Origin of the sequence: Affinundibacterium fentianense, from assembly GCF_018139545.1 — a bacterium.
GTDB classification, from domain to species: domain Bacteria; phylum Pseudomonadota; class Gammaproteobacteria; order Burkholderiales; family Burkholderiaceae_D; genus Undibacterium; species Undibacterium fentianense.
In genome coordinates, this window is sequence record NZ_JAGSPJ010000003.1 from 155,501 (window position 1) to 180,912 (window position 25,412).

The following is a 25,412-nucleotide window of genomic DNA, read 5'->3' on the forward strand; positions in this document are numbered from 1 at the left end:
AAACCAAGAACAGCAAAGGAAAGGGAATAAAATGCAATTACACGGTTATTTTCGTAGCTCTGCTTCCTATCGAGTGCGAATCGCATTGAATTTGAAGAAAATCGACTATGAGCAGGTTTCTGTACACTTGATCAAAGACGGTGGACAACAGTTTTCTGAGTCATTTAAGGCAATTAATCCGGAGTCTTTAGTCCCAGTATTGGTTGATGAACATAATGGACATGAAGTCGCAATCAGTCAGTCCTTGGCCATTTTGGAATACTTGGAAGAAAAATATCCCTCGGTGCCAATATTGCCTAAGGATTTTTCTGATCGCGCCTATGTCCGTTCATTGTCCTTGTCGATTGCTTGTGATATCCATCCGATTAATAATTTACGCGTTCTAAAATATTTGAGTGCCAATTTTGCTGCCACTGAAGAACAGAAAAATACATGGTACCGACATTGGTGTGAAAAAGGTTTGAGAGTGATAGAGGAACGCTTGGCGACAAATCGGCAACGCGGTGATTTTTGTTTTGGCAACCAAGTGACGATGGCGGACTGCTGCTTAATCCCACAAATATTCAATGCACAACGCTTCCAATGCGATCTATCAGAAATGCCCAATTTGATGGAAATTAACCAACGCTGTTTGGAACTTGACGCCTTTAGAAGGGCTACCCCAGCAAATCAGCCTGACGCCGAATAAAGAGAAATTGAGCAAATAAAAAAGCCAAGAATTACTTGGCTTTTTCAGGATTCATTCGCGATTTAATTTGTGGTGTTCGGTTTGTCCTCATCGGAATCGAGAACATCGTTAAGCATACTAATCAAAATCGAACGAGTTAATTTTGACTTTGTCGCATAGCCATCAATCGCGTAGTTGCCCATGATGTTCTCTTTGGCATAGCCTGGTTGTCCTGTCCTTAAGACGATTCTGAGATCCTTACGTGACATATCGTCACGCAAGACGTTGACCAATTTTAGGCCAGCATCGACAGTTTCCATCACAACGTCAAGGAGGATCAAAGAGGTGTCAGGATTGTTTTCGGCGACTTCTTTTGCCTGCTTTGCCGAAAAGGCATGTAAGAATTCAAGCGGTTTGCCATGGATTTCGACACCGCTTAACGCGAGTACCGTGGTGTCATGCACGTTACTATCATCATCCGCGATAAGAATTTTCCAAGGGGAGACCTTAGGCTTTTGAGAACTTGTCTCGTCGGATTCGGACAGAAAGATAATGTCATCATCATTGTTGTCGTCGGATAACAAGATTTGCTGCCGTCTGTAAAAATCGACAGAGCTGGCAGAAAGTACGATGCCACAAGGCGCCGCAGCAAATCCAGACGCCGCATGGCGCGATTTGTGCGATTTCCAGTCGGGCTGTTTACTGCTATGGCGATGTTCCATCAGTAGCTCCCTAAACTTGGATGATTATACGAAGTTCAATTTAATAATATGTGATCCACCGCAATGATACAAGTCCCTAGTTGTGAAAAAAAGTGAATTGTGAACAGTTTTCACGTGAAGCGTTTTGATTGGCAATTCACAGTTTGCTTTTTTTGTTATCCTTTGAGCCAGCAAATTCGAATAAAGTTCCCGAATAAAATCCTCATGTTTGAATGGTGTATCTCTAAGAGTAAATTGAAATATATGAAAAAACTTCTTGTTGGCTTTTCCCTGTTCGTGCTTAGTTTCACCTCTGTCGGGCGCGATTTTTATGTAAAGAACGCGGCGCTTGATGTTCAGCGTTATCGATTTTCGCTTGAGCTCAATGATGAGAATGACCAAATTAAAGGCGTCGCGATCATTTCCTTGAAGGCGAAGTCAGTATTGAATGAATTCCAGATCGATCTGGGTCAAATTGACTCGAGTGGCAAAGGAATGCGCGTGACGTCAATTGAATCGGAAGGAAAGGCTTTGCCGATCAATCATGTCGCTGACAAATTGCATATCGTTTTACCAAATCATCTAGAGGCAAATTCCGTCATAAATTTGAAAATTGCTTACGAAGGCGTGCCCAAATCTGGTCTACATATCAGCAAAAATAAATTTGGTGATCGGGTTTTCTTTGCTGATAACTGGCCAGATCAAGGCCATCATTGGTTGCCCAGTATTGATCACCCCAGCGATAAGGCCGCGGTTGAATTCGTAGTTACAGCACCCGCACACTACGCGGTGGTCGCTAACGGATTAAAAATCGAGGAAAGTAACTTAGAGAATAATCGAAAACTGACGCATTGGCGTGAAGATGTGCCTATTGCGGTCAAAGTGATGGTTATAGGGGTCGCTAGATTTGCGATGCAGGAGAGCGCACGCTTGAATGATATTTCTGTTTCAAGCTGGGTTTTCCCACAAAATCGAACAGAAGGCTTTTATGATTATTCTCCAGCTGTTAACGCCCTTGAATTTTTTCAAAAGAATGTCGGTCCTTATCCATACAAAAAATTGGCCAATGTACAGTCAAAAACGCGATTTGGCGGTTTGGAAAATGCCAACACGATTTTTTATTTCGAAAATTCGGTGAATGGAAAAGGTGAACAAGAAGCACTAATTGCCCATGAAATTGCCCATCAATGGTTTGGCAACTCAACGACGGAAAATGATTGGCATCATGTTTGGTTGAGCGAAGGATTTGCCAGCTATTTTACGAATTTATATCTAGAGCATACATATGGGCGTGAGCGATTTGTCAAACAGTTATTGTTAGACCGAGAGAAGGTCATCCGTTATCATCAAAAAACCGTGCGTCCTATTGTGGATGTCACGATCCAAGATCCAAAAAATGTATTGAGTCCGAATACCTACGAAAAAGCAGCCTGGGTACTTCATATGTTGCGCCAACAATTGGGCGACGAAAGGTTTTGGAACGGGATACAGGCGTATTACAAAAAATTCGCAGGCGGTAACGTACTATCGGGCGATTTTCAAAGCGTGATGGAACAAGTATCTGGAAAAGATTTGAATCGTTTTTTTCAGCAGTGGTTGTATCAAGCGGGCTATCCGCTTGTCGCGCTAGACTGGGCCTGGCAAAAGAATACACAAACTCTCACGATGAAAATTGAACAGCGGCAGGTGAATGCAAAGTTTGATTTTCCAATTGAAATTTTGATTCAAAAGGTCGATGGTAGCGTCGAGGTTGCCAGCGTCGAAGTCAGGCAAGGCGTAACGGACTATTCGATAAAGATGAAAGATGAAGTGAAATTACTTAGTCTTGATCCTATGGTGAAGTTGCTTTTTGAAGGCGTGGTAACGCATCGCTAAAAAAAGCGCCAGTATTCGATGATTTGGAATACTGGCGCTCTTTGAAAAGTTCGATCCAAAAAGAAAGATCTAAAAAGAAGAATCAAAAAAGAAGAATCAAAAAAACTGATCCTAATCTTTTGCTTTCTCCGTGTTGCTGCTTGGGCTGACTTTGGGAGTTGGCCAAGCGACACCTAGCCAACGGCTATTCAAGTCTTTTTGCGTGTCACTGACATTCTCAACGGTTTTTAATTTCGCTTTACCTTTGACTTGACGAGTAGGCGTGAGACTTAATTCACGTAGTTCATCACGGCGGAACAGGGTTAGTTTGATTGGCGTTTGCTGTGATAGCCATAACTTATCATTGATATCTTTCGGTGTCAGACGAAGTCCGTTTGCTGCAATCAAAGTATCGCCCGCGACGACTCCTGATTTCCATGCCGGACTATCACGTTCTACTTCGATAACGACAGGGTGATCACCAGTATCCCGTGTGCGCCATCCCGTGAACCATTCTTCTTTTTGCTCATCGTCTTTGCCACCTTCTATCGTGTACTTTAGGCCGACTTGGTTAAGGATGTCTGTAAATGGAATTTCAGCGGTGCCATCAACATATTTTGCCCACCAATCAGACCAGTCTTTGCCCGTCACATATTTGAGCGCAGCGCGAACATCTGCCTCGGAATAGCCACCTTTTTCGACCGTGTGATGTTGGTAGAGGTATTGGTGCACATGCTCGAAGCCTTTTGCCCCTTTCGTTTGCTCACGAATCAAGATATCCATTGCAGTAGCCAACAATTGACCTTTGCTGTAAATATTCACTGAGGCATTGCGGGCGCGTTCGCCGCCGGCATCAATCCATGCATCAAAACTTGATTCAGATGCACTTTGATAAAAGCGACCAGGTTGGTGTTCGTATGCAAATAATGCTTTGGCAAATTCCTCGAGCATTTCATCACGAGTTTGCAGTCCTGCACGCATCGTTAGTAGTTCTTCAAAATACGAGGTATTTCCTTCCGCCATCCAAAGCAAGCGCGTGTAGTTTTCTTTTTGGTATTCGTAAGGAACCATTTCTTTCGGACGATAGGCCTTCACATTCCATGTGTGGACAAATTCGTGCGCAGCCGTCCGAATGAAATTCAAATACTCCTTGCGTGGAGCGAAACCCCAGCGCGGTTTTTGGATAACGGTTGAATTGATGTGTTCAGTTGCACCACCGACGCCATCGGTTGCATGCACGATAAATAAATAGCGTTTGAATGGAAAAGCACCAAAAAGTTTGCGACCTTCTTCCACGACTTTTTTCAAGTCTGCTGCCATCTTCTTGCCGTCATAATTTCCACGTCCCCAAATCGCCAATTCGATTTCGTGTCCATCCACATCAAAACGATGAAACTCGTGTTCACCAGTCTCGATTGGGGAGTCGATCAAGACGTCATAATTTTTGGCAACGAAACAGTGGTCGCAATTGCCCTTATCCATGCCTGAGCGAGAAATCCAGTTTGCAGGGGTATCGAGTTTGACACTGATCGCTTGGGACCGGAATGGCGCTGCGTACATCAATACGCCGCTTGCGTCGAGATAAGCATGCGTATCATCGATGTGTTGGGTTCGTTCACCCAAAGCATTCGCATAAATCTCGTAAGAAATCTTAACTGTATCACCCGGCTGTGTTTTGATTTGCCAGGTTCCTTTGTCAGTTTTTGCAAAACTGAGTTGTTTGCCTTTGCCATTGGTTGCTACAAATTGTCGAACGTTTTTGCCGAGATTGAGTACCTCATAGCGTCCCGTACGCCAGATAGGCATTTGTACATCGAGAGTTTTTCCAGTCACTGCAGGGAAGTCGACTTTCACTTCGGCAAGGTGCTGCGCTGCATTTGTAATCTTAATTTGATATTGGACTTCGGCAAGTGCTGCATGACTTGTCAGGGCGCCGGCCATGAACAAAGTAGCTAAGAGTTTTTTTTTCATTTTCAAATCTGAATGAGTCTCGTTAATCAATAAAGTGAAGGGATAAGACATTGCCGCATGAGAATGAATGGAAAAACTAGGCTTGTCAACGGCAGGACAGAATTGAAACAAAATTTTTATTTCGACTGTTGTTGATCGGTGTGTAAAGGGGCAATTTGAGACGTGTTTCGGCATTCAATGTCGCTCATTCAATTCGCTACACAATCGATGTGGGATGGCTAATTTTCCGATTTCGCAGATAGAATAAATTAGTATCAATTCGGAAATTGATGGTCGCGATCGCGGTTAGAGGCGTGACAATTCTCGTATGGTTTTTGATCTGGGACGGTAATTTTTTTTGAAAAATTATTTTCAATGGTGCAGATGCTTCCCACGTCGATTTGGAATCTGCGTTCAATGATGTGGTTGTGTTTGGCATAGCTTTGGCAGGAAGTTCATCTGTACTAAAAGCGGTTGGGCAATCAGTTTCTCAAGGAGGCTGGCTTGCCGTAGTGCGTTTGACTTTGCGCTGCTAGCGAGGAGCTTCGCCATTCAAATAGGTTTCAAATGCGGCGATTTTCGCGACGTGTCAATGAATTGCCTTGGTCAATAGCTTTATCGTGCTGCGCACTGAATCTTGACCGGTTGTATTCGCGAAGGCTGAAACTGAATTATTGGGGCGGCTACGGTGAAGATGGAATTTTCAGAGCCCACTTTGAATAGCGCAAAAAATAAGGCTCTCACTTGGAGAGCCTTATCAATTCTGGCGGAGAAAGGGGGATTCGAACCCCCGGTAGGCTATGAACCTACGCACGCTTTCCAGGCGTGTGACTTAAACCACTCATCCATCTCTCCGAATTCGTCAAACGCCGTGAAATGCTTACAGTCATTTGGGAAGCTCGAGAGTATAGCAGTCTTCACTGCGTTTGTAAAACCTTTCTTCCAAGGTGCTATGGCTTGAGAGTACTTCAAAGCTTGTTTGCGCTCGTTTTTTTATTCAGCGGTGATCGAAGAATTGCGATGCCCTGAGGCTATAATCTTGCTTTATGAACTTATTAAAAACACTCGCTGCGATTAGCAGTATGACGATGTTGTCACGTGTCACTGGATTGATTCGTGATGTCTTATTTGGTTGGTATTTTGGTGCTGGCGCGATGATGGACGCCTATGTGCAAGCGTTTAAGATTCCTAATTTCTTTCGACGCCTGTTTGCTGAGGGTGCTTTTTCTCAAGCTTTCGTGCCGATTTTGGCCGAGTATCGGAATCAAAAAGGGGAGGCCGAAGTAAAGGAGCTCGTCGATCATGTGGCGACTGTGTTAGTTTGGGCTTTACTGTTGACTTGCGTATTGGGTGTGGTGGGCGCGCCAGTGCTGGTTGTGATGTTTTCATCGGGTTTCTTGAATTCACCGACGAAATTTGATTTGACGGTGAATTTGACGCGCATCATGTTCCCGTACATTGGATTCATGTCTTTGGTCGCATTGTCCAGCGGTATATTAAATACCTGGCGGCAATTTAAAATCCCAGCATTCACACCGGTCTTGCTTAATCTTTCGTTCATCAGTGCGACTTTGGTGCTGACCAATCATTTGCATCAGCCGATTTACGCTTTGGGTATTGCTGTGTTCGTTGGGGGAGTGTTGCAACTAGCGATACAAATTCCTTCTTTGATCAAGATTGGGATGTTACCTCGCATCACATCCAATCCTGCCTTTGCATTGCGTGATCCAAAAGTTAGACGTGTTTTGCGACAAATGGGGCCAGCGGTGTTAGCCGTTTCTGCGACACAGATCAGTATTATGATTAATTCGACATGGGCTTCTTGGTTGCCGGATGGGAGTGCATCGCAGCTCAGTTTTGCAGATCGCTTGATGGAATTTCCATCCGCCATGCTAGGCGTCGCATTGGGTACAGTTTTGTTACCGAGTCTTTCTAGTGCTAAGGCGAATGCTGATACCAAAGAATACTCCGCCTTGCTCGATTGGGGTTTGCGTTTAACTTGTTTACTCGCTTTGCCAGCAGCGGTTGGTTTGCTCACTTTGTCTGATGCCCTAACGGCAACTTTGTTTCATAATGGGAAATTTGATGCCCACGCTGTACATGAGACGGCGAAAGCAGTTTCCGCGTATGGGGTTGGTTTAACGGGTCTCATTTTGGTGAAGATTTTGGCACCTGGATTTTATGCACAACAAGATATTCGTACTCCAGTGAAAATTGCGTTAGTGGTCCTGCTTGTAACGCAGATTTTGAATGTATGTTTTGTTCCGTTTATTCAGCAAGCTGGTTTGGCTTTGTCGGTGGGGCTTGGTGCTTGCGTGAATGCGTTTTTACTTTTCCGTGGATTGCGGCAACGTGCAATCTATCAACCTGAGTCCGGGTGGTTGAAATTCTTTTTTAAACTATTGTTCGCCTTGAGCTTAATGGCAATGGTCGCGCTTGGCTTATCTTATCAGGTGGATTGGCTTGGATTGCAAGGTCATAAATGGATGCGGGCTGGCTTAATGGGGGGCGTTATTTTGGTTTGTATGCTGATCTATTTTGCTGTGTTGTTTGTGATGGGATTCCGTTTGCGTGATTTTAGAAAGCTTGCGAAATAGTCCTAAAAAAAGAGTCCTAAAAAAAGAGTCCTAAAAATAGTCCTAAATAATGCGCGATGATGCGGAAAAGACAAAGAGTGTTTTGTCAAAATCATGCATTTTTGTCGTCGTATAGCCGTCCTCATTCCATACTTGGCACTACTCACTGCAGATATCTTGTCTATCAGTTGTAAGCAAATATCCCTACAGATAGCACAAACCCAGCATGAATAGCTGGGTTGTGGTTTTGGTAATCTGTGTCTTAAATTTAACAATTTTGAGAAGCTCTTAAACAGTTTTTGGTCTTTCTCAAGCTTCCTTGAGGAAATGGATTGACACCCATGAACCTGCCTTAGATACTGGTTTTATTTCCGGAGAGAATGTCTTTCTGGTTTCGCTGACGAAGGAAGCGCCTAGCGTGAAGAACCTCCATCTCAAATTGGTATTGCCCTTGGCGATAGGGGTCCTGGTCTTGTTGCCTGCGGTTCTCATTACTTGGTTTGGTTATCGTGCTGCGCAACAGACGGCCGTGGATGCCGCAAATGCAGTGATGATACAAGCAAGTTTGCGTGCGAGTGAGGCTGCTGATGCCGATCTCGCAGAACCGTCTCGTCTATTGAGCTACTTTTCGAGTTATGGAGACGCCGTCAATGGCGAACCCGATTTTAAAAACTTCACTAGCTTTGATCGATTTGAAGAAGTCGCGTGGGGGGCAATGCGCGGGACGAGATTGGTCAAATTTATTGGATACGCTGCTGCCTCCGGAGGCTACCGAGCGATCAATGTCTATGACGAAGACGCACTGCCAGATGTGTTGGTACAGGAACCGGGTGAGAGTTTTAGACGCCATTTTCGCAGTGCCTATCCGCTGGATAGAAGGATGATGATAGGAAAAGATGGCCAAGCCTACAATGCGAATACGAGGCCATGGTACAGCGCGGCCTTAAAAGCAGCAGATCCGACAGGTAAAGAGAGTGATGGGCGTGCGTGGACCGATGTTTATCCCTCATTTTCTCGAAATCAATTGCAAGTTGCTCATTCCACTGTAGTACGCAATTCGCGTCGTGAAATCGTTGGTGTTGTGGGACTGGATGTGTCCTTTAAATTGCTGAGTGCGTCCTTGCACAATTTGGACATCAGTCCCAATGCAATTGCCTTCATTGTGGATAATCGCGGTGATTTGGTTGCGACCTCGGTTGAGAATATGCTGTTGGGTTCCCCCGATATGCCTAAGGTCAACGGCTTGGAAGCGAATTCTCCTTTGATCAGAAGTGCCATGCGCGCTCTGCCAGAACGCGTGAAAACGGGACTGGTTTTGACCAGCAACCGGGAAAGTCAAAACAATGCTAATTTGTGCCAGTCTGGCGGGATTTGTGAAAATTTTCAGTTTGAATTTGAAAATAAGAGTTATCTCGCTCATGCGTTGGTCTTGAATCAAGGAAGTAGCCGTACATCCAATGTACTCGCGCAACACCAGGTGAAGGATTTTAATTTCCCCGATTGGCGCTTGGTAATTGCTGTGCCATCTGAGGATTTTAACTATGTCATTAAAGAAAAAAGTCAAAAGACTTTAATACTGGCGGTGGTGCTAGCTTTGGTGGCATCCGCTTTTGGTATCTGGTTTGCATCGCGTTTAAATGCGAGTATTAGCGCGATCGCAAGGGCGGCTGTTAAGCTTGGACATGGTGATTTAGATCCGGGTTTGATTCGGACCAACTTTGTCGAGTTTCAGCAAATTAATTTGGAATTGGGACATACGGCTGACGCGCTCAAGCAGTCGCGCGATGCGTTGATGGCACAAAACGCGGAGCTTGAGGCTAGGGTGCTTGCGCGCACGGAGGATTTAGCGCATCAGACCGAGCAAGCCTTGCAGGCCGCAAATGCCAAAGCGGCTTTTCTTGCAACCATGAGCCATGAGATTCGTACACCCATGAATGGTGTGATCGGAATGACCGATTTGTTGGCTGGTACAGCCTTGAATCCAGAACAGCATGATTATGTTGAAACCATACGCACGTCGGGGAATGCTTTGCTAACTATTATTAACGATATTTTGGATTTTTCGAAAATTGAGTCTGGCAAAATGGAGTTGGAATGTGAGCCGTTCTCATTGCAACAAATGATTGAGGATTGCATTGCTTTACTTGCGAGCGCAGCAAACCAAAAGAAGTTGGAATTGCTCTATGAATTTGATCGGGACGTGCCACGGTTCATTTTGGGGGACATTACCCGTGTCCGTCAAATTGTTCTTAATCTTCTAAGTAATGCGGTTAAGTTTACAGAGAGCGGCGAGGTGACTATACAGGTCAGTCGGGGCGCGAGTGAACAAGTCAATCGGTTGGCGATCCATGTGAAGGACACGGGCATCGGCATTCCAGCAGATCGGGTGACCCAATTATTTTCCGCATTCACCCAGATTGATGCGGCGACGACGCGTAAGTATGGTGGTACCGGATTAGGCTTGGCAATTAGCCGCCGCTTGGCGGAAATGATGGGAGGGGGAATCAAGCTTCAAAGTGAAGAGGGCAAGGGCAGCGTATTTACCGTGGAATTGCAAGCGGAAGCGTTCACGGATGAAGCTGCGGTGAATCCGAATACCAGTGATATGGCGGCACGTGAGCAGCTGAAGTCTTTGGGCGGTAAGCCTGTGTTGTTGATTGATCCCAATGCGAACAGCGCGCGCATTATGCAACAACGCCTGTTGGAATATCAGATGCCATCGCAAGTAATCCAGACGATGGAAGAGATTCGCAACATTGACACCAAGGGTTTTGCTTTGATTATGGTCAATGTTGAACAAAGCAATCTGCTGACGACGGATTTCATCCATGCTGTGCGTGCATCTGGAAATTTGGCTCACTTGCCTGTTTTGGCGATTGTGATACAGGCCGAAAGCCGCGAGAAAGAATTAGATCGTTTAGGCGCGGCTTATTTGTTAAAGCCTGTGCGTGAATCCCATCTCACCGAAGCATTGTTACAGCTCTTGTTTATACCTGACGCGATTCGACCTGGACAAGCAGGGTTCCAATTGGAGCAAGAGCGTCGCCAAGGTCGTCCAACTTTAGGTGAGCGGTTTCCGTTACGTATGTTGGTGGTCGATGATAATCCGACAAATCGAAAAGTTGCCGGCATGATGTTGGAGCGCTTGGGATATGAGGCCGTTTATGCGAATGATGGACGAGACGCAGTCGATCAAATTTTAGCCGCAGATGCAAATCAACACGCATTTGAAGTTGTTTGGATGGATTTGCATATGCCTGTATTGGATGGGCTGGAGAGTACCAAAATAGTGCGGAATTCTCGCATCCGTCAACCACGAATCATCGCAGTGACCGCTGCAGCAATGCATGGAGACAAAGAAATTTGTCTTCAAGCTGGTATGGACGATTATGTGAGTAAGCCGCTAGAGAGCAAAGAGTTGCAAGTCGCTTTAGAGCGTTACCTGAGGTCGCGTGGCTTTGAAATTCGACAACGTGAAGAAATGGAAGTGCCGTCCCAGACGATTGAAGACGAGCAGCCAGATTATTTCGATCCGAATCGTTTTATGGCTTTTTGTGAGGGCAATCCGGCCTATCGGAATACTTTCATTGGACTGATTCAAAATATGGTTGCAAAGGCGCAGAACCAATACGACCAAGCATTGCAAGCGTGGCGCGCACAAAAAATTGACGAGGCTGCTAGGGTTTTTCACACGATGCGTGGGTCGATGGGGACTTTAGGTGCCGTGGCATTTGTTGAAACGTCGAAGGCATTGGAGTCTGCAATCAAGTCACAACAAGTCGATGAGGCCGATCGCCTATTTATCGAAATTAAGACCGTATTGGATCTGACGATGGCCGAAGCACAGGCTTGGCTCAATGCGCAGGCGAAGATTGTAGCCTAGCTAAATTGGCATTATTGCTATTTTTCACAATTCGAGCGTCGCAACGCGCTTTTGTTATAATCGCGCCTTCTCCAGTTTGTCCTGATGTCTCGCCATGACCCTACGCACCAATGAAATCGAGTTACTTTCTCCCGCTAAGACCATAGAAATTGGCCGGGAAGCGATTTTGCATGGCGCGGATGCCGTGTATATCGGAGGGCCTTCGTTTGGAGCGCGGCACAATGCGAGTAACGAAATTAGTGAGATTGCAAAATTAGTAGAATTTGCCCATCGTTATCACGCGCGCATTTTTGTTACCTTGAACACGATTTTGCATGACAGCGAATTGGAGCCAGCCCAAGCTTTGATTCATCAATTTTATGATGCGGGTGTCGATGCTTTGATCGTGCAAGATATGGGAGTAATGGAACTCGACATTCCACCGATTCAAATTCATGCTAGCACGCAATGTGATATTCGTACACCGGCGAAGGCGCACTTTTTGGGAGCATCGGGGTTTTCACAGTTAGTACTAGCTCGCGAATTAACTCTAGAACAAATTCGAGCGATTAAGGCACAAACACAAACGCCGCTTGAATATTTTGTTCATGGTGCTCTGTGCGTGGCGTTTTCTGGCCAGTGTTATATCTCACACGCGAAAGATGGCCGCAGCGCGAATCGGGGTGATTGCTCGCAAGCCTGCCGTTTACCGTATACATTGACCGATAGCGCTGGACGCGTGGTCGCTTACGACAAGCACTTATTGTCGATGAAAGACAATGATCAAAGTGCAAACTTAGAGGCTTTGCTCGACGCGGGAATTCAATCTTTAAAGATTGAGGGCCGCTATAAAGATATGGGCTATGTAAAAAACATCACGGCGCACTATCGTTTATTGCTGGATGAAATCTTAGAGCGCCGCCCCGAATACTATCGGGCATCGAGCGGACATACCCAAGTCGCGTTTACGCCGAATGTGGATAAGACTTTTCACCGCGGACACACCGATTACTTTGCAAATGGACGTCTCGATAATATTGGGGCGTTTGACTCGCCGAAATTTGTCGGCTTACATATTGGTTACGTTACCCGCTTAGGACCCGATTGGTTTGAATTGGAAACCAATGAAGATCTCGCCAATGGCGACGGCCTCAACTACATGCATAAACGTGAAGTGGTCGGTGTGCATGCCAATACAGTCGAAAAAAAATCGACGAACGAGAATGGCACTATTTGGCGTGTGTATCCGAATGAAAAGATGGCAGAATTCGCCAGCTTGAAAGTCGGTATGTCAGTGCATCGCAATCGCGATCAACAATGGGAAATGGCACTAACTAAAAAGTCAGCCGAGCGTAAATTGGGCTTGTGGATGACGTTGTCTGAGTATGAACATGAGCAAAAACGAGGCTTGCAATTAGCCTTGTCGGACGCTGACGGTATCGATACAACGACACGTATCGAGCTGGTACTCGAACCAGCGCAACAAGCTGAAAAAGCAGAGGCAAGTTTGCGCGATGCTTTGGCTAAGCTGGGCAATACCATGTTCTACGTCGAGCAAATTGATTTACAGTTGAGCCAACCATGGTTTGTTCCAAGTTCACAAATGAACGCCTTACGACGTGACGCGATCGCACACCATGAGCAAGAGCGTGTACGTCAGTGGAAACGTCCTTTACGCGAGCCCGCTGAGGAACCCTTGGTACCTTACCCCGAGACGACCTTGAGCTACTTGGCGAATGTGTATAACCACAAAGCCAGTGCTTTTTATAAGAAGCATGGTGTCCAGTTAATCGCCGCAGCTTACGAAGCTCATGAAGAATCAGGTGAAGTTCCTCTGATGATCACCAAGCATTGTTTGCGTTTCTCTTTTAATCTTTGCCCTAAACAGGCGAAAGGCGTGACAGGTGTGCAAGGACAAGTGAGGGCTGAGCCGATGACTTTGGTCAATGGTGACGAGAAATTTACTTTACGATTTGATTGCAAGCCCTGTGAAATGCATGTCATGGGTAGCATGAAGCCGCATATTTTGAAATCAGCTCCGCCGACAACGGTCGTGAGTCCATTGGTCTTTCACAAGAGCCGTCCGCAATAAATTATTGCCCGCGCCTTTGCAGTTTTCTTAGTCCTTTCAGGGCGATTTATTCGTAATCGTCTGGCGGTTTGACCTGCCAATCACTCGAACTAAAAAATGCGCAAAAAAAACCGGTAAAGCATTGCGCTTACCGGTTCTTTTTTATGCTGCAATCAAATGTTTATAAATTATCCTGCAAAAACTTCCACTTAGCCTTTTGTAAGGACCAATTTTGCCAAGCATCGGCAACGCCATGGCCTTGACCAGGATAGAGTTGTAAGCTGTATTCTTTATTGCCTTTGGCTAAAGCATCAATGAACATGACGGTATTTTGCGGATGGACGTTATCGTCCATTGTGCCATGCATAATCAAGATTTTACCGCTTAGATCTTTGGCTGCTTTCAGACTGGAGCCTTTATCGTAACCCTCCGCATTTTCCTGTGGTAAGCCCATGTAACGTTCGGTATAGATGCTGTCATAAAAGCGCCAATCCGTGACAGGTGCACCGACGAATCCCACTTTCCAAGCCTTGCTGTGCGTCATCGCATAGGATGTAAAGTAACCACCGTAACTCCAACCGTTTAATGCGATCCTATCCATGTCAGCAAAACCTTGCTGGCGCAACCATTCCAGTCCGTCGAGTTGATCTTGCAATTCGAGTTGACCTAGTTTTTTGTGGATAGGCCAAGCGCTTGAAACACCTTTGTTGCTCGCACTTTGATTGTCCATTACCCAGACAACATAGCCTTGCTGCGCTAAGAAGTGGTAGTACAAATTGGTATTCCACATATCACGTACTTGCGGTGCCATTGGACCTGCATAGAGATGTTGATACACCGGATATTTTTTTGTTGAATCAAAATTCGGTGGCAAGAACAACACGCTTTCCATTGGGAAGCCGTTGCGGGATTTAATTTGTTGGTGCTTCACGGTAGCGAGTTGTAGTTCTTTATATTTAGTCGGTACGCCCGCATCATCGACTAATTTAACTTGTACCCCAGCATCCGTGAATAAAGCTTGTTTTGGAGTTTGCGTCATGCTGCTCCAGGTATCAACGAAATGCGTAAAGGTTTCGTTCCAACGCACCATGTGCGTGCCTTTTTCTTCTGTCAATCGTTTCAAGTTTGAACCATCGAGATTGACGCTGTATTCGTCATTGCCAATAGGGTTGCGCTCGTTTGCGGCAAATAAAACACGGTTGTTTGCTTCGTCAACACCGTGAACACTACGCACATCCCAGTCCCCTTGTGTCACAGCTTTGACGAGTTGGAAATTTTTATCATAGTGATACAGGTGATGGTGACCAGTCCGACTTGATTCCCAAATGAAACTGCCGTCTTTCAAGAAATGCGGTAGCGGTAGGCGCTCTGTCCATGCAGGACTTGTTTCCTTCACCACGGCTTTGCTGTTCAGTTTGGTGTCGTAAATACGTAAGTCCAACCATGTTTGCACGCGATCTTGCCAAGCTGCCATAAGTCTGCCATCTGGGGTCCAATCAACTTGAACGATTAAGGTTTCTTTGCCAGCGTAGGGATCTTGGGTCCAACTAATTTTGCCATTTAAATCGACTACGCCGAGTTTGGTAATTGGATTTGGATCGCCCGCTTTTGGATAGCGTGTGCGATCTGTTTTGACAGGTTGTGCATGATCACCGCTTAAGGTGTAAACAGGAACCTTGGTTTCATCAAAGCTCAAGAAGGCCAATTTTTTAGAGTCCGGCGCCCAACGAAATGCGCGGAAATCACCACGACCATAGACCTCTTCTTGATAGACCCAATCCAGTCGACCATTGAAAATTGTTTCACTGCCGCCTGTGGTTAGTCGCTTTTCCTTTGCAGTCGCAACGTCAGTCGCATACATGTCATTGCCCTTTAAATAGGCAACTGTTTTCGCATCGGGTGAGAGTAATGCTTCGTCTTCTTGTTCGTTTGGCGTATTCGTCAAAGCACGTGCTTTCGCCGCATTTAAATCGAGCAACCAAATATCATTTTTGTATGTGAAGATATAACTTTTCGTTTCTGGCTTGATGCGTGCACTTAATTGATCCGCGAGTTTACCGATTTCTTTTTCATCGATTTTGGCGGCTTTGAGTATGCTTAAGACGTTACCATCTGCAGGCAGTGCGGTTTTTTCCCAAGTCGTAGGATTGACCACGAATAATTCAGCGACACCTTTGTTGACTTTGGATTCGATCAAACGGTTTTGGTTGTCCCAAGACAGTCGGGTGAGTGGCGCTGCATTAAAGTTCTGTCGCTGCTCTGGGTGATAAAGCATTTCTAAAGTCAATTTGCCATCGCCGGCATACGCTGCAGCATTTACCGCAAAACCGGTGATAATGGCAACGGTAATGGCGCTCAAGGGAATAGTGCGTTTCATGGTTGATCCTCCAAATGATTTTTCTTGATGATTGGATAATGCAAAATAAAATTTTTTAGGGTCAAAAGCTTGACGAGTTAAGATTGCGCGTCGTTGTTTTAGTTCAATTTAATTCAATTTTTTCAAAGACTTAATGACTATGGGGAGTAATCTTTCTCGTAAGGCATCCTGTTGACTTTGCTGTAGTGCGATATAAAGTGCGGACAGAAATGCGGTCAAATTGTGTTTTCGGGCTAGGCTTGCTTGCGTTGTTTTTTTCAAGTCGAGTTTGGTTTCGAATAAGTAACTGAACCAGCGCTCCCACTCTTCGACGCCTAATTGTGATCGAAGTGCCAAGTAGAAGACTGGTGTCATAAGCCGTTCTCCTTCGCCATAAATATAGAAGTGCTGGTCGTTGGCAATGTGCTTCGCAAGTGTGTTCAAGATAAATTGGTGCTGTGTTTTGCTTAAAGCGGGATTCAATGATAATTGCATCATCCAATCTGCAGCATGCGCAACACCATGGCGCCATCCGACATTTTCATCAAATCCACGATAGTCGTGTAGTTGATTGAGGTAATTGCCGGCAACCGCCAACATGGCTTGTCGCTGTGTTTCACTCATGAAGGGTTTGCGTCGATCGACTCGCGCAATTTCCGCTAACACCATTGCTGAAAATGCTTGCATGAAGCCTGGGTCATTCTGGTCGATAACTTGATTGATTTGCTGCTGCAATTTTTCTTGCATTGCGACGATGGTTTCGGTTGCAATGAGTTCATTGCGCATCCAGAAAGACAGTGCCTCGAAAGCGATCTCATCACGCAGGTGGGGATCGGGTTCACCTAAACAATCAAGCAATGCCAAAGCGATGTGTTGACGCTCATTGGCATTCGTAATTTGCCAGTTATTTTTCTTTAGTTCGAGGAGCTGAACCCTTGTGTATTGCTGCGGCGGACATGCCGCAATTGATGCAGCGCTTACGCAACTTAAGATGCAACTCAAACTCAGCAAAATGGCTGAGAAGTTAATTTTCTTCATGGTTCTATCCTCCTTGCAAATGCATTAGGTCGATCGATCATCCATTCATTTACATTGATCAATGTGTGCCGGTGTGATGCAAGTTGGTTGCATCGATTTGAAAGTCAGAGTGACACAATAAATGGTGCGATTGCCTGCATAGTGCGTTCCGTCGCGCCTTGGTGTTGCAAAAAGAATGCGTGCGCCTTTGATCCCATCTTTGTCCGAGTGGTGACATCGTCGAGAAGAATTTGCGCGAGTTGCATGACTTGATTTGCATCAGCCGCACGTTGTGCGCACTCGGCGTCAATAGCTTGTTCGGTTATCTCGGAAAAATTGAATGTATGCGGACCGGTCAAAACAGGCTTGTGCATTGCAAAAGCTTCAATTAAGTTATGCCCACCGAGTGCAACTAGGCTTCCTCCGACAAATGCAAGGTCGCTGGCAGCATAGTACATATACATTTCACCCATGCTGTCGCCCAATAAGACCTGGGTGTCAGCCGCAATCGGCGAACTAGCTTCATTCAAGTTAAGCGATGAACGGCGCACAAAACGCAATTGATAGTCGGTCAATAGCGCGGCCACCTGATCAAATCGCTGTGGATGCCTAGGAGTAATAATGAGCAAGGCACGCGGTAGCTGAAGTTGGGTGAACGCATCCAGAATTAATGCTTCTTCGCCTTCGCGTGTGCTAGCGCAAATGAATACCGGCCGATCTGCAAAAGATGCACGAAGCTTTGCCCCGCGCTCGGCCATGAGTGGGGGAGGGCTTACGTCAAATTTCATATTTCCCGTCACGCACAATGCTCGGACACCAAGTGAACTTAGCCGTTCCGCATCTGGGCCCGATTGCGCCGCAACAAAGTCGATTGACTTTGCCGCTGGGACCATTAATGACGATAAACGTTGTGCTTTGCGCAGAGATTTTTCAGATAGGCGCGCATTGACCAAGGTGACAGGAACTTGCGCAGCCTTACATTGCGCAATCAGATTTGGCCAAACTTCTGTCTCGATCAAAATGCAGATGCAGGGGGAAAAGTGACGCAAAAAACGCCGAATCATCCAATTGATGTCGTAAGGGATAAATGCTTGTGTTAGACGCGTATCGATATTTGCAAACAAACTTTGCCCTGTACTGCGACCGATTGGCGTCATGTGGGTCAATAAGATGCGATGTTGCGGATACTTGTTGAGCAGGGCTCTGACGATGGGCTCTGCCGCCCGAGTTTCACCCGCAGATACAGCGTGTACCCATATAAATGGCCGTGCAATCGGATCACGTTCAATATCTTGGTACCAGCCTAATCGTTCTGCAACATGTTGGCGATAGCCGGGTTCTTGTTTGCCACGTAACCATAAACGCAAGAGAATGATAGGTAAGGCAAGCGTCCAAACCAAAGAGTAAAAGAGGCGCATTAATTTTTTATACAGAAAACGGGATTCTCTGCTGAATGGTGAAATAGGTGCTGAATATACCCTAATTTCTGTATGGAATTGCATGATTTCCGCGCATATCTTCGCCATGTTTCGATTTTGGATTCCATGCGCTTGGTCGAATTTGTCTTGTCTCGAGAATTTAGTCGATTCAGCAAAATGGCCTTCTGTTTGTTTTTCCTTAGTCAAAGTATCGACACCGTTGAACAAGACGGCGCCGGTATTTGTTCGCACAACAGCGTTTCAGTGTGTAAATTTATTACTTTACCTTTAAATAGTTTAGGTTTAAAGTAATTATTCACTATTGCAATCAAGTTAACACAGCTTTATTCCTTACAAGAATGGCGATGTGCGATTAGGTAATAGGGAAGGTCACTTTAAATCATGTATGGAGCGTTTAATGCCTCTTCATTTTCCGCAATCTGCACACATCGATACGTTCACTTTTCAACACTTGCCACCGCCGGAACAGTGGCCGGAACTGCTATTCGACTTGCCTGAATTGCAGTATCCAGAGCGTTTGAATTGCGCGAATGCTTTTTTAGAAGATATCGCCGCTCAAGGATTTGCCGACAAAATTGCAATCCGCAGTGCTAGTGCTCATGCTAGTTTGAAATGGACCTATGCCGAGCTATGCGCCAAAGTGAATCAAATTGCGCATGTCATCGTGGATGAGATGCGTCTAGCACCAGGCAATCGCGTGTTATTGCGTGGTGCAAATAATCCCATGATGGCAGCTTGTATTTTGGCGGTGTGGAAAGTCGGTTGTGTCGCAGTACCGACCATGCCTTTGCTGCGTGCGAAAGAGTTGAGTGTGATTATCGATAAGGCGCAAATTTCCGCTGCGCTGTGTTCTGCTGCCTTGCATGAAGAATTAGAGGTAGCGCAGAAATTGAGTCCGGTTTTGCAACAGATCAAATGCTTTAATTCTGAGGAAGTGGGTTCTGTCGAACAATTGATGCAGTCTAAACCGACGAGTTTTGCCGCAGTCGATACGCACGCCGAAGATGTATGTTTGATTAGCTTTACTTCAGGCACGACCGGTATGCCGAAAGGAACTATGCATTTTCATCGCGATGTGTTGGCGATTTGTGATTGCTTTCCGCGTTCGATCTTGCAATCGCAGACTAGCGATATCTTCATTGGTACGCCACCATTAGCATTTACGTTTGGTCTGGGCGGCTTGTTGCTGTTCCCTTTGCGGATTGGCGCGACAGCGGTGTTATTAGAAAAACTCACGCCAGAAACACTGCTCAAATCTATCGATGAATATCAAGCGACGGTTTGTTTTACGGCACCTACTTTCTATCGTCAAATGTTGCCGATGGTGCCGAATTTTTCCTTAAAGTCGCTGCAAAAAACCGTGTCAGCGGGAGAGACTTTGCCAGCCGCCACGCGTGAAGCTTGGCAAGCTGCGACTGGACTCATCATGATAGACGGCATAGGAGCTACCGAGATGTTGCATATCTTTATTTCCGCAGCAGGCGAGCATGCGCGTTCTGGTGCTACGGGCAAAGCGGTGCCTGGTTATCAAGCTTGTGTGCTGGATGAACAGGGAAATCCAGCGCCCGTAGGTGTGACAGGCAGATTGGCAGTCAAGGGGCCGACCGGTTGTCGCTATTTGGCTGACGACAGACAAAAGAATTATGTCTTGAATGGATGGAATCTAACCGGTGATGCGTATGAAATGGATGCCGAAGGCTACTTCCATTATCGCGCGCGTACCGACGACATGATTATTACCGCGGGTTACAACGTCGCAGGTCCCGAAGTCGAAGAAATCATTTTAAAGCATCCCGCGGTCGCTGAATGCGCGGTGGTAGGTTTGCCTGACGAAGAGCGTGGGCAAATCGTCAAGGCTTTTGTGGTCTTGCGTGACGCCAGTAAGGTCAGTGACCCTTTGGCCAGTGAGGCCTTGGTTAGCGAGATTCAACAATTCGTCAAAGCGAATGTCGCCCCGTATAAATATCCCCGCTGCATAGAATTCAAAGATGCTTTGCCGCGCACGGAGACCGGTAAAGTGCAGCGCTTTAAATTAAAAACGACTACGGCAAAATAATTATGAACATACTTTGCATAGGCGGCGGTCCCGCTGGTTTGTACTTTGCTTTGCTGATGAAGAAGCAAAATTCCGCACATCGTATCGTAGTGGTTGAGCGCAATCGTCCTTACGATACTTTTGGTTGGGGCGTGGTGTTTTCGGATCAGACTCTGGGTAATTTGGTGAAAGCAGATGAACCCACTGCCAAGACCATACTGCAAGCCTTTAATCACTGGGATGACATCGATGTGCATTTCAAAGGGCAGGTCGTCACATCGGGTGGACATGGTTTTTGCGGCATTGGTCGCAAACGTTTACTGAATATTCTGCAAGAGCGCTGCGAACAATTAGGTGTGGAATTGGTCTTTGAAACCGACGTACAAGATGACCAAGCTTTAGCGCAAACCTTTGACGCTGATCTGGTGATCGCCAGCGATGGATTGAATAGTCGAATTCGCACGCGCTATGAATCGACCTATCAACCCGATATTGATACGCGCAAATGCCGTTTTGTTTGGCTAGGTACCAAAAAATTATTCTCAGCCTTCACTTTTGCATTTGAAGAAACCGAACATGGCTGGTTTCAAGCACACGCCTATCAATACGATGGTGACACAGCGACCTTCATCGTCGAGACACCGGAAGAGGTGTGGTTGAAAGCGGGTCTCGATCAAATGGATCAGGCGCAAGCGATCGCATTTTGCGAAAAATTATTCGCCAAGTATTTGGATGGCAATGCCTTGATGAGCAATGCCAGCCATTTGCGGGGCTCAGCGAGTTGGATCAAATTTCCTCGGATAATTTGTCAGCGTTGGGTGCATCAGAATCAGATTAATGGCAAAGACGTTCCTGTGGTCTTAATGGGTGACGCGGCACATACCGCGCATTTTTCTATCGGCTCGGGAACCAAGCTGGCACTGGAAGACGCGATAGAGCTCGCTAACTGTTTCGCGCAACATGGAGAGCATGGTATGCAAGCGGTGATGGACGCGTATCAAGACCTACGTGCAATAGAAGTGTTGAAAATACAAAGTGCAGCGCGTAACTCGATGGAGTGGTTCGAAAACGTGCAGCGATACACTGCGATGCAAGCACCGCAATTTGCCTACTCGATGTTGACGCGCAGTCAGCGTTTATCACACGAGAATTTGCGTCTGCGCGATGCAAATTATGTGCGTAGTTTTGAATCCTGGATTGCGGAACAAGCTTTTGCTAAAGCTGGTATTGACATGCCTAAAATCAAGCAAACGATTCCACCGATGTTCACACCATTCAAGGTACGCGACGTGGTTTTAAAAAATCGTATCGTGGTGTCACCGATGGCGCAATATTCAGCGGTCGATGGCATCGCTGGCGATTACCACTTAGTGCATCTCGGCAGCCGTGCGATGGGTGGAGCAGGATTGGTATTTGCCGAAATGACTTGTGTCTCGGCAGAAGGCCGAATTACACCGGCTTGCCCCGGCTTATATGCACCAGAACACACGCAGGCATGGAAACGCATCGTTGATTTCGTGCACGTCAATAGCGACGCCAAGATTGCTGTGCAACTTGGACATGCAGGTGCCAAAGGTTCTACCAAGCGCGCTTGGGATGGTATTGATCAGCCTTTAGATGTTGGTAATTGGCCCTTGATTTCAGCGTCTGAACAACAATATTTACGAGGTGTGTCGCAAGTCGCCAAAGCTGCGACGATAGCGCAAATGAGGCAAGTATTGAATGAATTCGTCGCAGCGACCATTGCCGCCAATCAAGCGGGTTTTGATTGGTTGGAATTGCATTGTGCGCACGGTTATTTTCTATCGAGTTTCATTTCTCCATTATCCAATCAGCGCAGTGATGAATACGGCGGTAGTTTGGAAAATCGTTGCCGATATCCATTAGAAGTATTTGCTGCTATGCGCGCCGTTTGGCCAGTGCATAAGCCGATGTCCGTGCGTATTTCCGCCCACGATTGGGTGGAGGGAGGCATTACGCCAGATGATGCTGTGGTAATTGCTAAGCTGTTCAAACAGGCGGGTGCCGACATGATCGATTGCTCGTCGGGTCAAGTCAGTAAACAAGAAAAGCCAGTGTATGGTCGTATGTTCCAAACGCCGTTTTCGGATCGTATTCGGAATGAAGCGCAGATTGCAACGATTGCAGTGGGTGCGATTTTTGAAGCCGATCATGTGAATAGCATTATCGCCGCGGGTCGTGCTGATTTGTGTGCGATTGCTAGACCGCATTTAGCTGATCCAGCGTGGACTTTGCACGAAGCAGCCAAGCTTGGTTTCACCGACATCAGTTGGCCTAAACCCTACATCGCTGGCAAGTTGCAATTGGAGCGCAATCTCGAACGCGAGCGTCAAGTGGCAGCGGCAAGTCGTGGCATGAGCCCACAAGAAATTGCAGCAAAATTATTGGAAGGCTGATATGAACTTCTTTCATCCAGCATTAGTTGGAAAACACGCCGTCGTCACTGGCGGTGCGATCGGCATCGGTTACGCGATTGCGCAGGCACTCTTAGCGCAAGGTGTGAAAGTCACCATCACCGGACGTACAGAAGCAAATCTACACACCGCGCAGCAGCAGTTAAACGATGCTGGCTTGATGCAGACCATAGTGATGGATGTCAGTGACAGCGCGTCTGTCAGCGCGGGTTTTGCGCAGACTGTCGAGCGCTTTGGCACGGTCGACATCTTGATCAATAATGCGGGACAAGCCAGCTCTGCTGCATTTTTAAAAACCAGCGAAGCGCAATGGCAGCAGATGTTGGCTGTCAATTTGACTGGGACTTTTTTGTGTACACAACAAGTCTTGCCCGCGATGCTGGCGCAATCTTGGGGACGTATCGTGAATGTGGCGAGTACGGCAGGGCTGAAGGGTTATGCGTATGTCGCAGCCTATGCTGCCGCAAAACATGGCGTGATTGGTTTAACCAAATCCCTCGCTTTAGAAGTGGCACAAAAAGGTGTGACGGTGAACGCGGTGTGTCCGGGCTATACCGAAACAGACATCGTGCGCGATGCGATAGCTAATATCATGGCAAAGACGGGTCGCAGCGAAGAACAAGCGCGTGCCGAACTCGCAGCGGCTAATCCGCAACGGCGTTTGATTCAACCTGAAGAAGTTGCTGATGCCGTGTTGTGGCTGTGTTCGCCAGCGAGCGCATCGCAAAATGGTCAATCGATTGCAATCGCTGGTGGTGAGGTGATGTGATGCGTCAGCACGAAATCGCAAACGACACGATCGATCTGGAAACCCGCTTAACCCAAGATCATCATCAATCTTTAAAATTATGGCTGCGGATGTTATCGACCACAGTCATGATAGAAAACGAAATTCGCAATCGCTTGCGTGCCGAATTTGATATTACCTTACCGCGCTTTGATTTGATGGCACAGCTTGAGCGTCATCCAGACGGTTTGCGCATGGGTGAATTATCTAAACGCATGATGGTCACCGGCGGCAATATCACGGGTATTACTGATCAGTTAGAGCAAGAAGGCCTGGTGATGCGCGTGACGGATAAACAAGATCGCCGCGCTTACAGCGTAAAACTCACGCCAGCCGGACGCAAAGCATTTAAAACCATGGCGAGCGTGCACGAAGCTTGGGTTGCTGAGCTATTTTCTGGATTAGATGCAGAGCAAAAAAGCCAAATGATTGGTTTGTTATCGAGCGTGAAATCAGATTTGAGTGGGAACTTTGGTGCTGGTAAACAGAATGAGCATGAATGAGAGAATAAAATTACTATGAATTACCTTACAGGAAAAACCAGCGACTTACCTGGCAATCATTTATCACTAGCAAATTATCAATCCACACATTTTGCCTATCAAGTCAAAGATAAAGTCGCGACAATTACGCTGAATCGGCCCGAGCGTAAGAATCCTCTGACCTTTGATTCTTATGCAGAATTACGCGATCTGTTTCGTGCGATGTGCTATGCCGACGATATTAAAGCCATCGTGATGACAGGTGCAGGTGAGAATTTTTGTTCGGGTGGTGATGTGCATGAAATCATTGGACCACTCACTCAACTCGATATGCCCGGCTTACTCCGCTTCACCCAAATGACGGGCGATTTAGTCAAAGCTATGCGCGCTTGTCCTCAACCGATTATCGCTGCTGTCGATGGGATTTGCGCAGGCGCAGGCGCAATCATTGCGATGGCATCAGATATTCGGATTGCGACTAGTCGTAGCAAAACGGCGTTTTTGTTCACCCGTGTCGGACTCGCCGGTTGCGATATGGGAGCCTGTGCGATCTTGCCGCGTATCATTGGGCAAGGCCGCGCCTCCGATTTGCTGTACAGCGGACGCAGCATGTCAGGCGAAGAGGGCGAGCGTTGGGGATTTTTTAATCAATTAGCGGAACCAGAACACGTGATCAGCGCCGCGCAATCCTACGCCAGCAATCTCGCAAATGGTCCCACATTTGCGCATGCGATGACCAAAAAAATGCTGCATGAAGAATGGGACATGAGTGTCGATCAAGCTATCGATGTAGAAGCCAAGGCGCAAGCGATTTGCATGATGACCAATGATTTCCATCGGGCTTATCATGCGTTTGTGAAAAAAGAGAAGCCAAAGTTTGAGGGTAATTAAACATAAATCCAATTGCAGGGCGCATTACAGCGTTGCAAATCCTTGGAATTGAATTTCTCTGCGTAGGTTGATGATGAACTTAAGATGTAGGGCGGGTGCAACCCGCGCCGCTAAAGCATAGAGCGCCTCTGACCGATCTATGGAATACGTTTTAAACTCCCTCTCCCGCAAGCGGGAGAGGGTTGGGGTGAGGGTAGTTCAGAGTTGTGAATAGCGCATTACGAATTAAAAAATGGATTGTTGGAATTGAATGAACTTTGCGAGTAACTGAAGCACCCTCATCCCCGCC

Annotated in this window: 15 protein-coding genes and 1 tRNA gene; 10 read left to right on the top strand and 6 right to left on the bottom strand. The window is 46.5% G+C overall.

The window, feature by feature from the left end:
* The first annotated feature begins 31 nt into the window (after positions 1-31).
* Positions 32-688 carry a maleylacetoacetate isomerase gene (gene maiA / locus KDM90_RS08480; RefSeq protein ID WP_212675172.1) on the top strand — a complete coding sequence of 219 codons (657 nt, stop codon included), beginning with the start codon at positions 32-34 and terminating at the stop codon, positions 686-688.
* A 62-nt stretch (positions 689-750) separates the two neighbouring features.
* Here the strand turns inward: maiA and KDM90_RS08485 are convergent, their stop codons facing one another.
* On the bottom strand, positions 751-1,389 hold the full coding sequence (locus tag KDM90_RS08485; RefSeq protein ID WP_212675173.1) for a response regulator: 639 nt from the start codon (positions 1,387-1,389) through the stop codon (positions 751-753).
* A gap of 243 nt (positions 1,390-1,632) precedes the next feature.
* Here KDM90_RS08485 and KDM90_RS08490 point away from each other — a divergent pair, with 243 nt between their 5' ends.
* The gene (locus KDM90_RS08490; protein WP_212675174.1) at positions 1,633-3,243 is read left to right on the top strand and encodes a M1 family metallopeptidase; all 1,611 of its coding nucleotides are present in this window, start codon (positions 1,633-1,635) and stop codon (positions 3,241-3,243) included.
* 111 nt (positions 3,244-3,354) lie between these two features.
* On the opposite strand, the gene KDM90_RS08495 is transcribed toward KDM90_RS08490, so the two are convergent.
* Together KDM90_RS08495 and KDM90_RS08500 are read right to left on the bottom strand one after the other, a co-directional pair.
* Positions 3,355-5,193 carry a M61 family metallopeptidase gene (locus tag KDM90_RS08495; RefSeq protein ID WP_212675175.1) on the bottom strand — a complete coding sequence of 613 codons (1,839 nt, stop codon included), beginning with the start codon at positions 5,191-5,193 and terminating at the stop codon, positions 3,355-3,357.
* A 743-nt stretch (positions 5,194-5,936) separates the two neighbouring features.
* Positions 5,937-6,027: transfer RNA gene (locus tag KDM90_RS08500), tRNA-Ser, on the bottom strand.
* Positions 6,028-6,218: 191 nt separating this feature from the next.
* On the opposite strand from KDM90_RS08500, the gene murJ reads away from it, so the two are divergent.
* The 3 genes from murJ to KDM90_RS08515 all read left to right on the top strand — a co-directional run bounded on the left by murJ (position 6,219) and on the right by KDM90_RS08515 (position 13,702).
* Positions 6,219-7,769, top strand: coding sequence for a murein biosynthesis integral membrane protein MurJ (gene murJ / locus KDM90_RS08505; RefSeq protein ID WP_212675176.1), 1,551 nt, complete (start codon positions 6,219-6,221; stop codon positions 7,767-7,769).
* A 397-nt stretch (positions 7,770-8,166) separates the two neighbouring features.
* Complete coding sequence (locus KDM90_RS18280) at positions 8,167-11,631, top strand: ATP-binding protein (protein ID WP_212675177.1); 3,465 nt, start codon at positions 8,167-8,169, stop codon at positions 11,629-11,631.
* A 94-nt stretch (positions 11,632-11,725) separates the two neighbouring features.
* Entirely contained in the window at positions 11,726-13,702 is a 1,977-nt protein-coding gene (locus KDM90_RS08515; RefSeq protein WP_212675178.1) for a peptidase U32 family protein, read from the top strand.
* 160 nt (positions 13,703-13,862) lie between these two features.
* Here the strand turns inward: KDM90_RS08515 and KDM90_RS08520 are convergent, their stop codons facing one another.
* The 3 genes from KDM90_RS08520 to waaA all read right to left on the bottom strand — a co-directional run bounded on the left by KDM90_RS08520 (position 13,863) and on the right by waaA (position 18,472).
* Positions 13,863-16,058, bottom strand: a complete 2,196-nt coding sequence (locus tag KDM90_RS08520) for a S9 family peptidase (RefSeq protein ID WP_212675179.1) — start codon at positions 16,056-16,058, stop codon at positions 13,863-13,865.
* A 108-nt stretch (positions 16,059-16,166) separates the two neighbouring features.
* A complete protein-coding gene (locus tag KDM90_RS08525; protein WP_212675180.1) occupies positions 16,167-17,075 on the bottom strand; it encodes a DUF2785 domain-containing protein in 909 nt (302 codons plus the stop codon).
* A 104-nt stretch (positions 17,076-17,179) separates the two neighbouring features.
* Positions 17,180-18,472, bottom strand: a complete 1,293-nt coding sequence (waaA, locus tag KDM90_RS08530) for a lipid IV(A) 3-deoxy-D-manno-octulosonic acid transferase (RefSeq protein ID WP_212675181.1) — start codon at positions 18,470-18,472, stop codon at positions 17,180-17,182.
* A gap of 418 nt (positions 18,473-18,890) precedes the next feature.
* Here waaA and KDM90_RS08535 point away from each other — a divergent pair, with 418 nt between their 5' ends.
* Genes KDM90_RS08535 through KDM90_RS08555 form a run of 5 tightly spaced genes read left to right on the top strand, consistent with a single transcriptional unit; the run spans position 18,891 to position 25,123 of the window.
* Positions 18,891-20,549: an AMP-binding protein gene (locus tag KDM90_RS08535; RefSeq protein ID WP_212675182.1), complete on the top strand. Its 1,659-nt coding sequence runs from the start codon at positions 18,891-18,893 to the stop codon at positions 20,547-20,549.
* Positions 20,550-20,551: 2 nt separating this feature from the next.
* Entirely contained in the window at positions 20,552-22,945 is a 2,394-nt protein-coding gene (locus KDM90_RS08540; RefSeq protein WP_212675183.1) for a bifunctional salicylyl-CoA 5-hydroxylase/oxidoreductase, read from the top strand.
* 1 nt (position 22,946) lies between these two features.
* A complete protein-coding gene (locus KDM90_RS08545) occupies positions 22,947-23,732 on the top strand; it encodes an SDR family NAD(P)-dependent oxidoreductase (protein WP_212675184.1) in 786 nt (261 codons plus the stop codon).
* Positions 23,732-24,253 carry a MarR family winged helix-turn-helix transcriptional regulator gene (locus KDM90_RS08550; RefSeq protein WP_212675185.1) on the top strand — a complete coding sequence of 174 codons (522 nt, stop codon included), beginning with the start codon at positions 23,732-23,734 and terminating at the stop codon, positions 24,251-24,253. The genes KDM90_RS08545 and KDM90_RS08550 overlap by 1 nt, the downstream gene beginning before the upstream one ends.
* A gap of 15 nt (positions 24,254-24,268) precedes the next feature.
* Positions 24,269-25,123 carry an enoyl-CoA hydratase family protein gene (locus KDM90_RS08555; RefSeq protein ID WP_212675186.1) on the top strand — a complete coding sequence of 285 codons (855 nt, stop codon included), beginning with the start codon at positions 24,269-24,271 and terminating at the stop codon, positions 25,121-25,123.
* Positions 25,124-25,412: the final 289 nt, after the last annotated feature.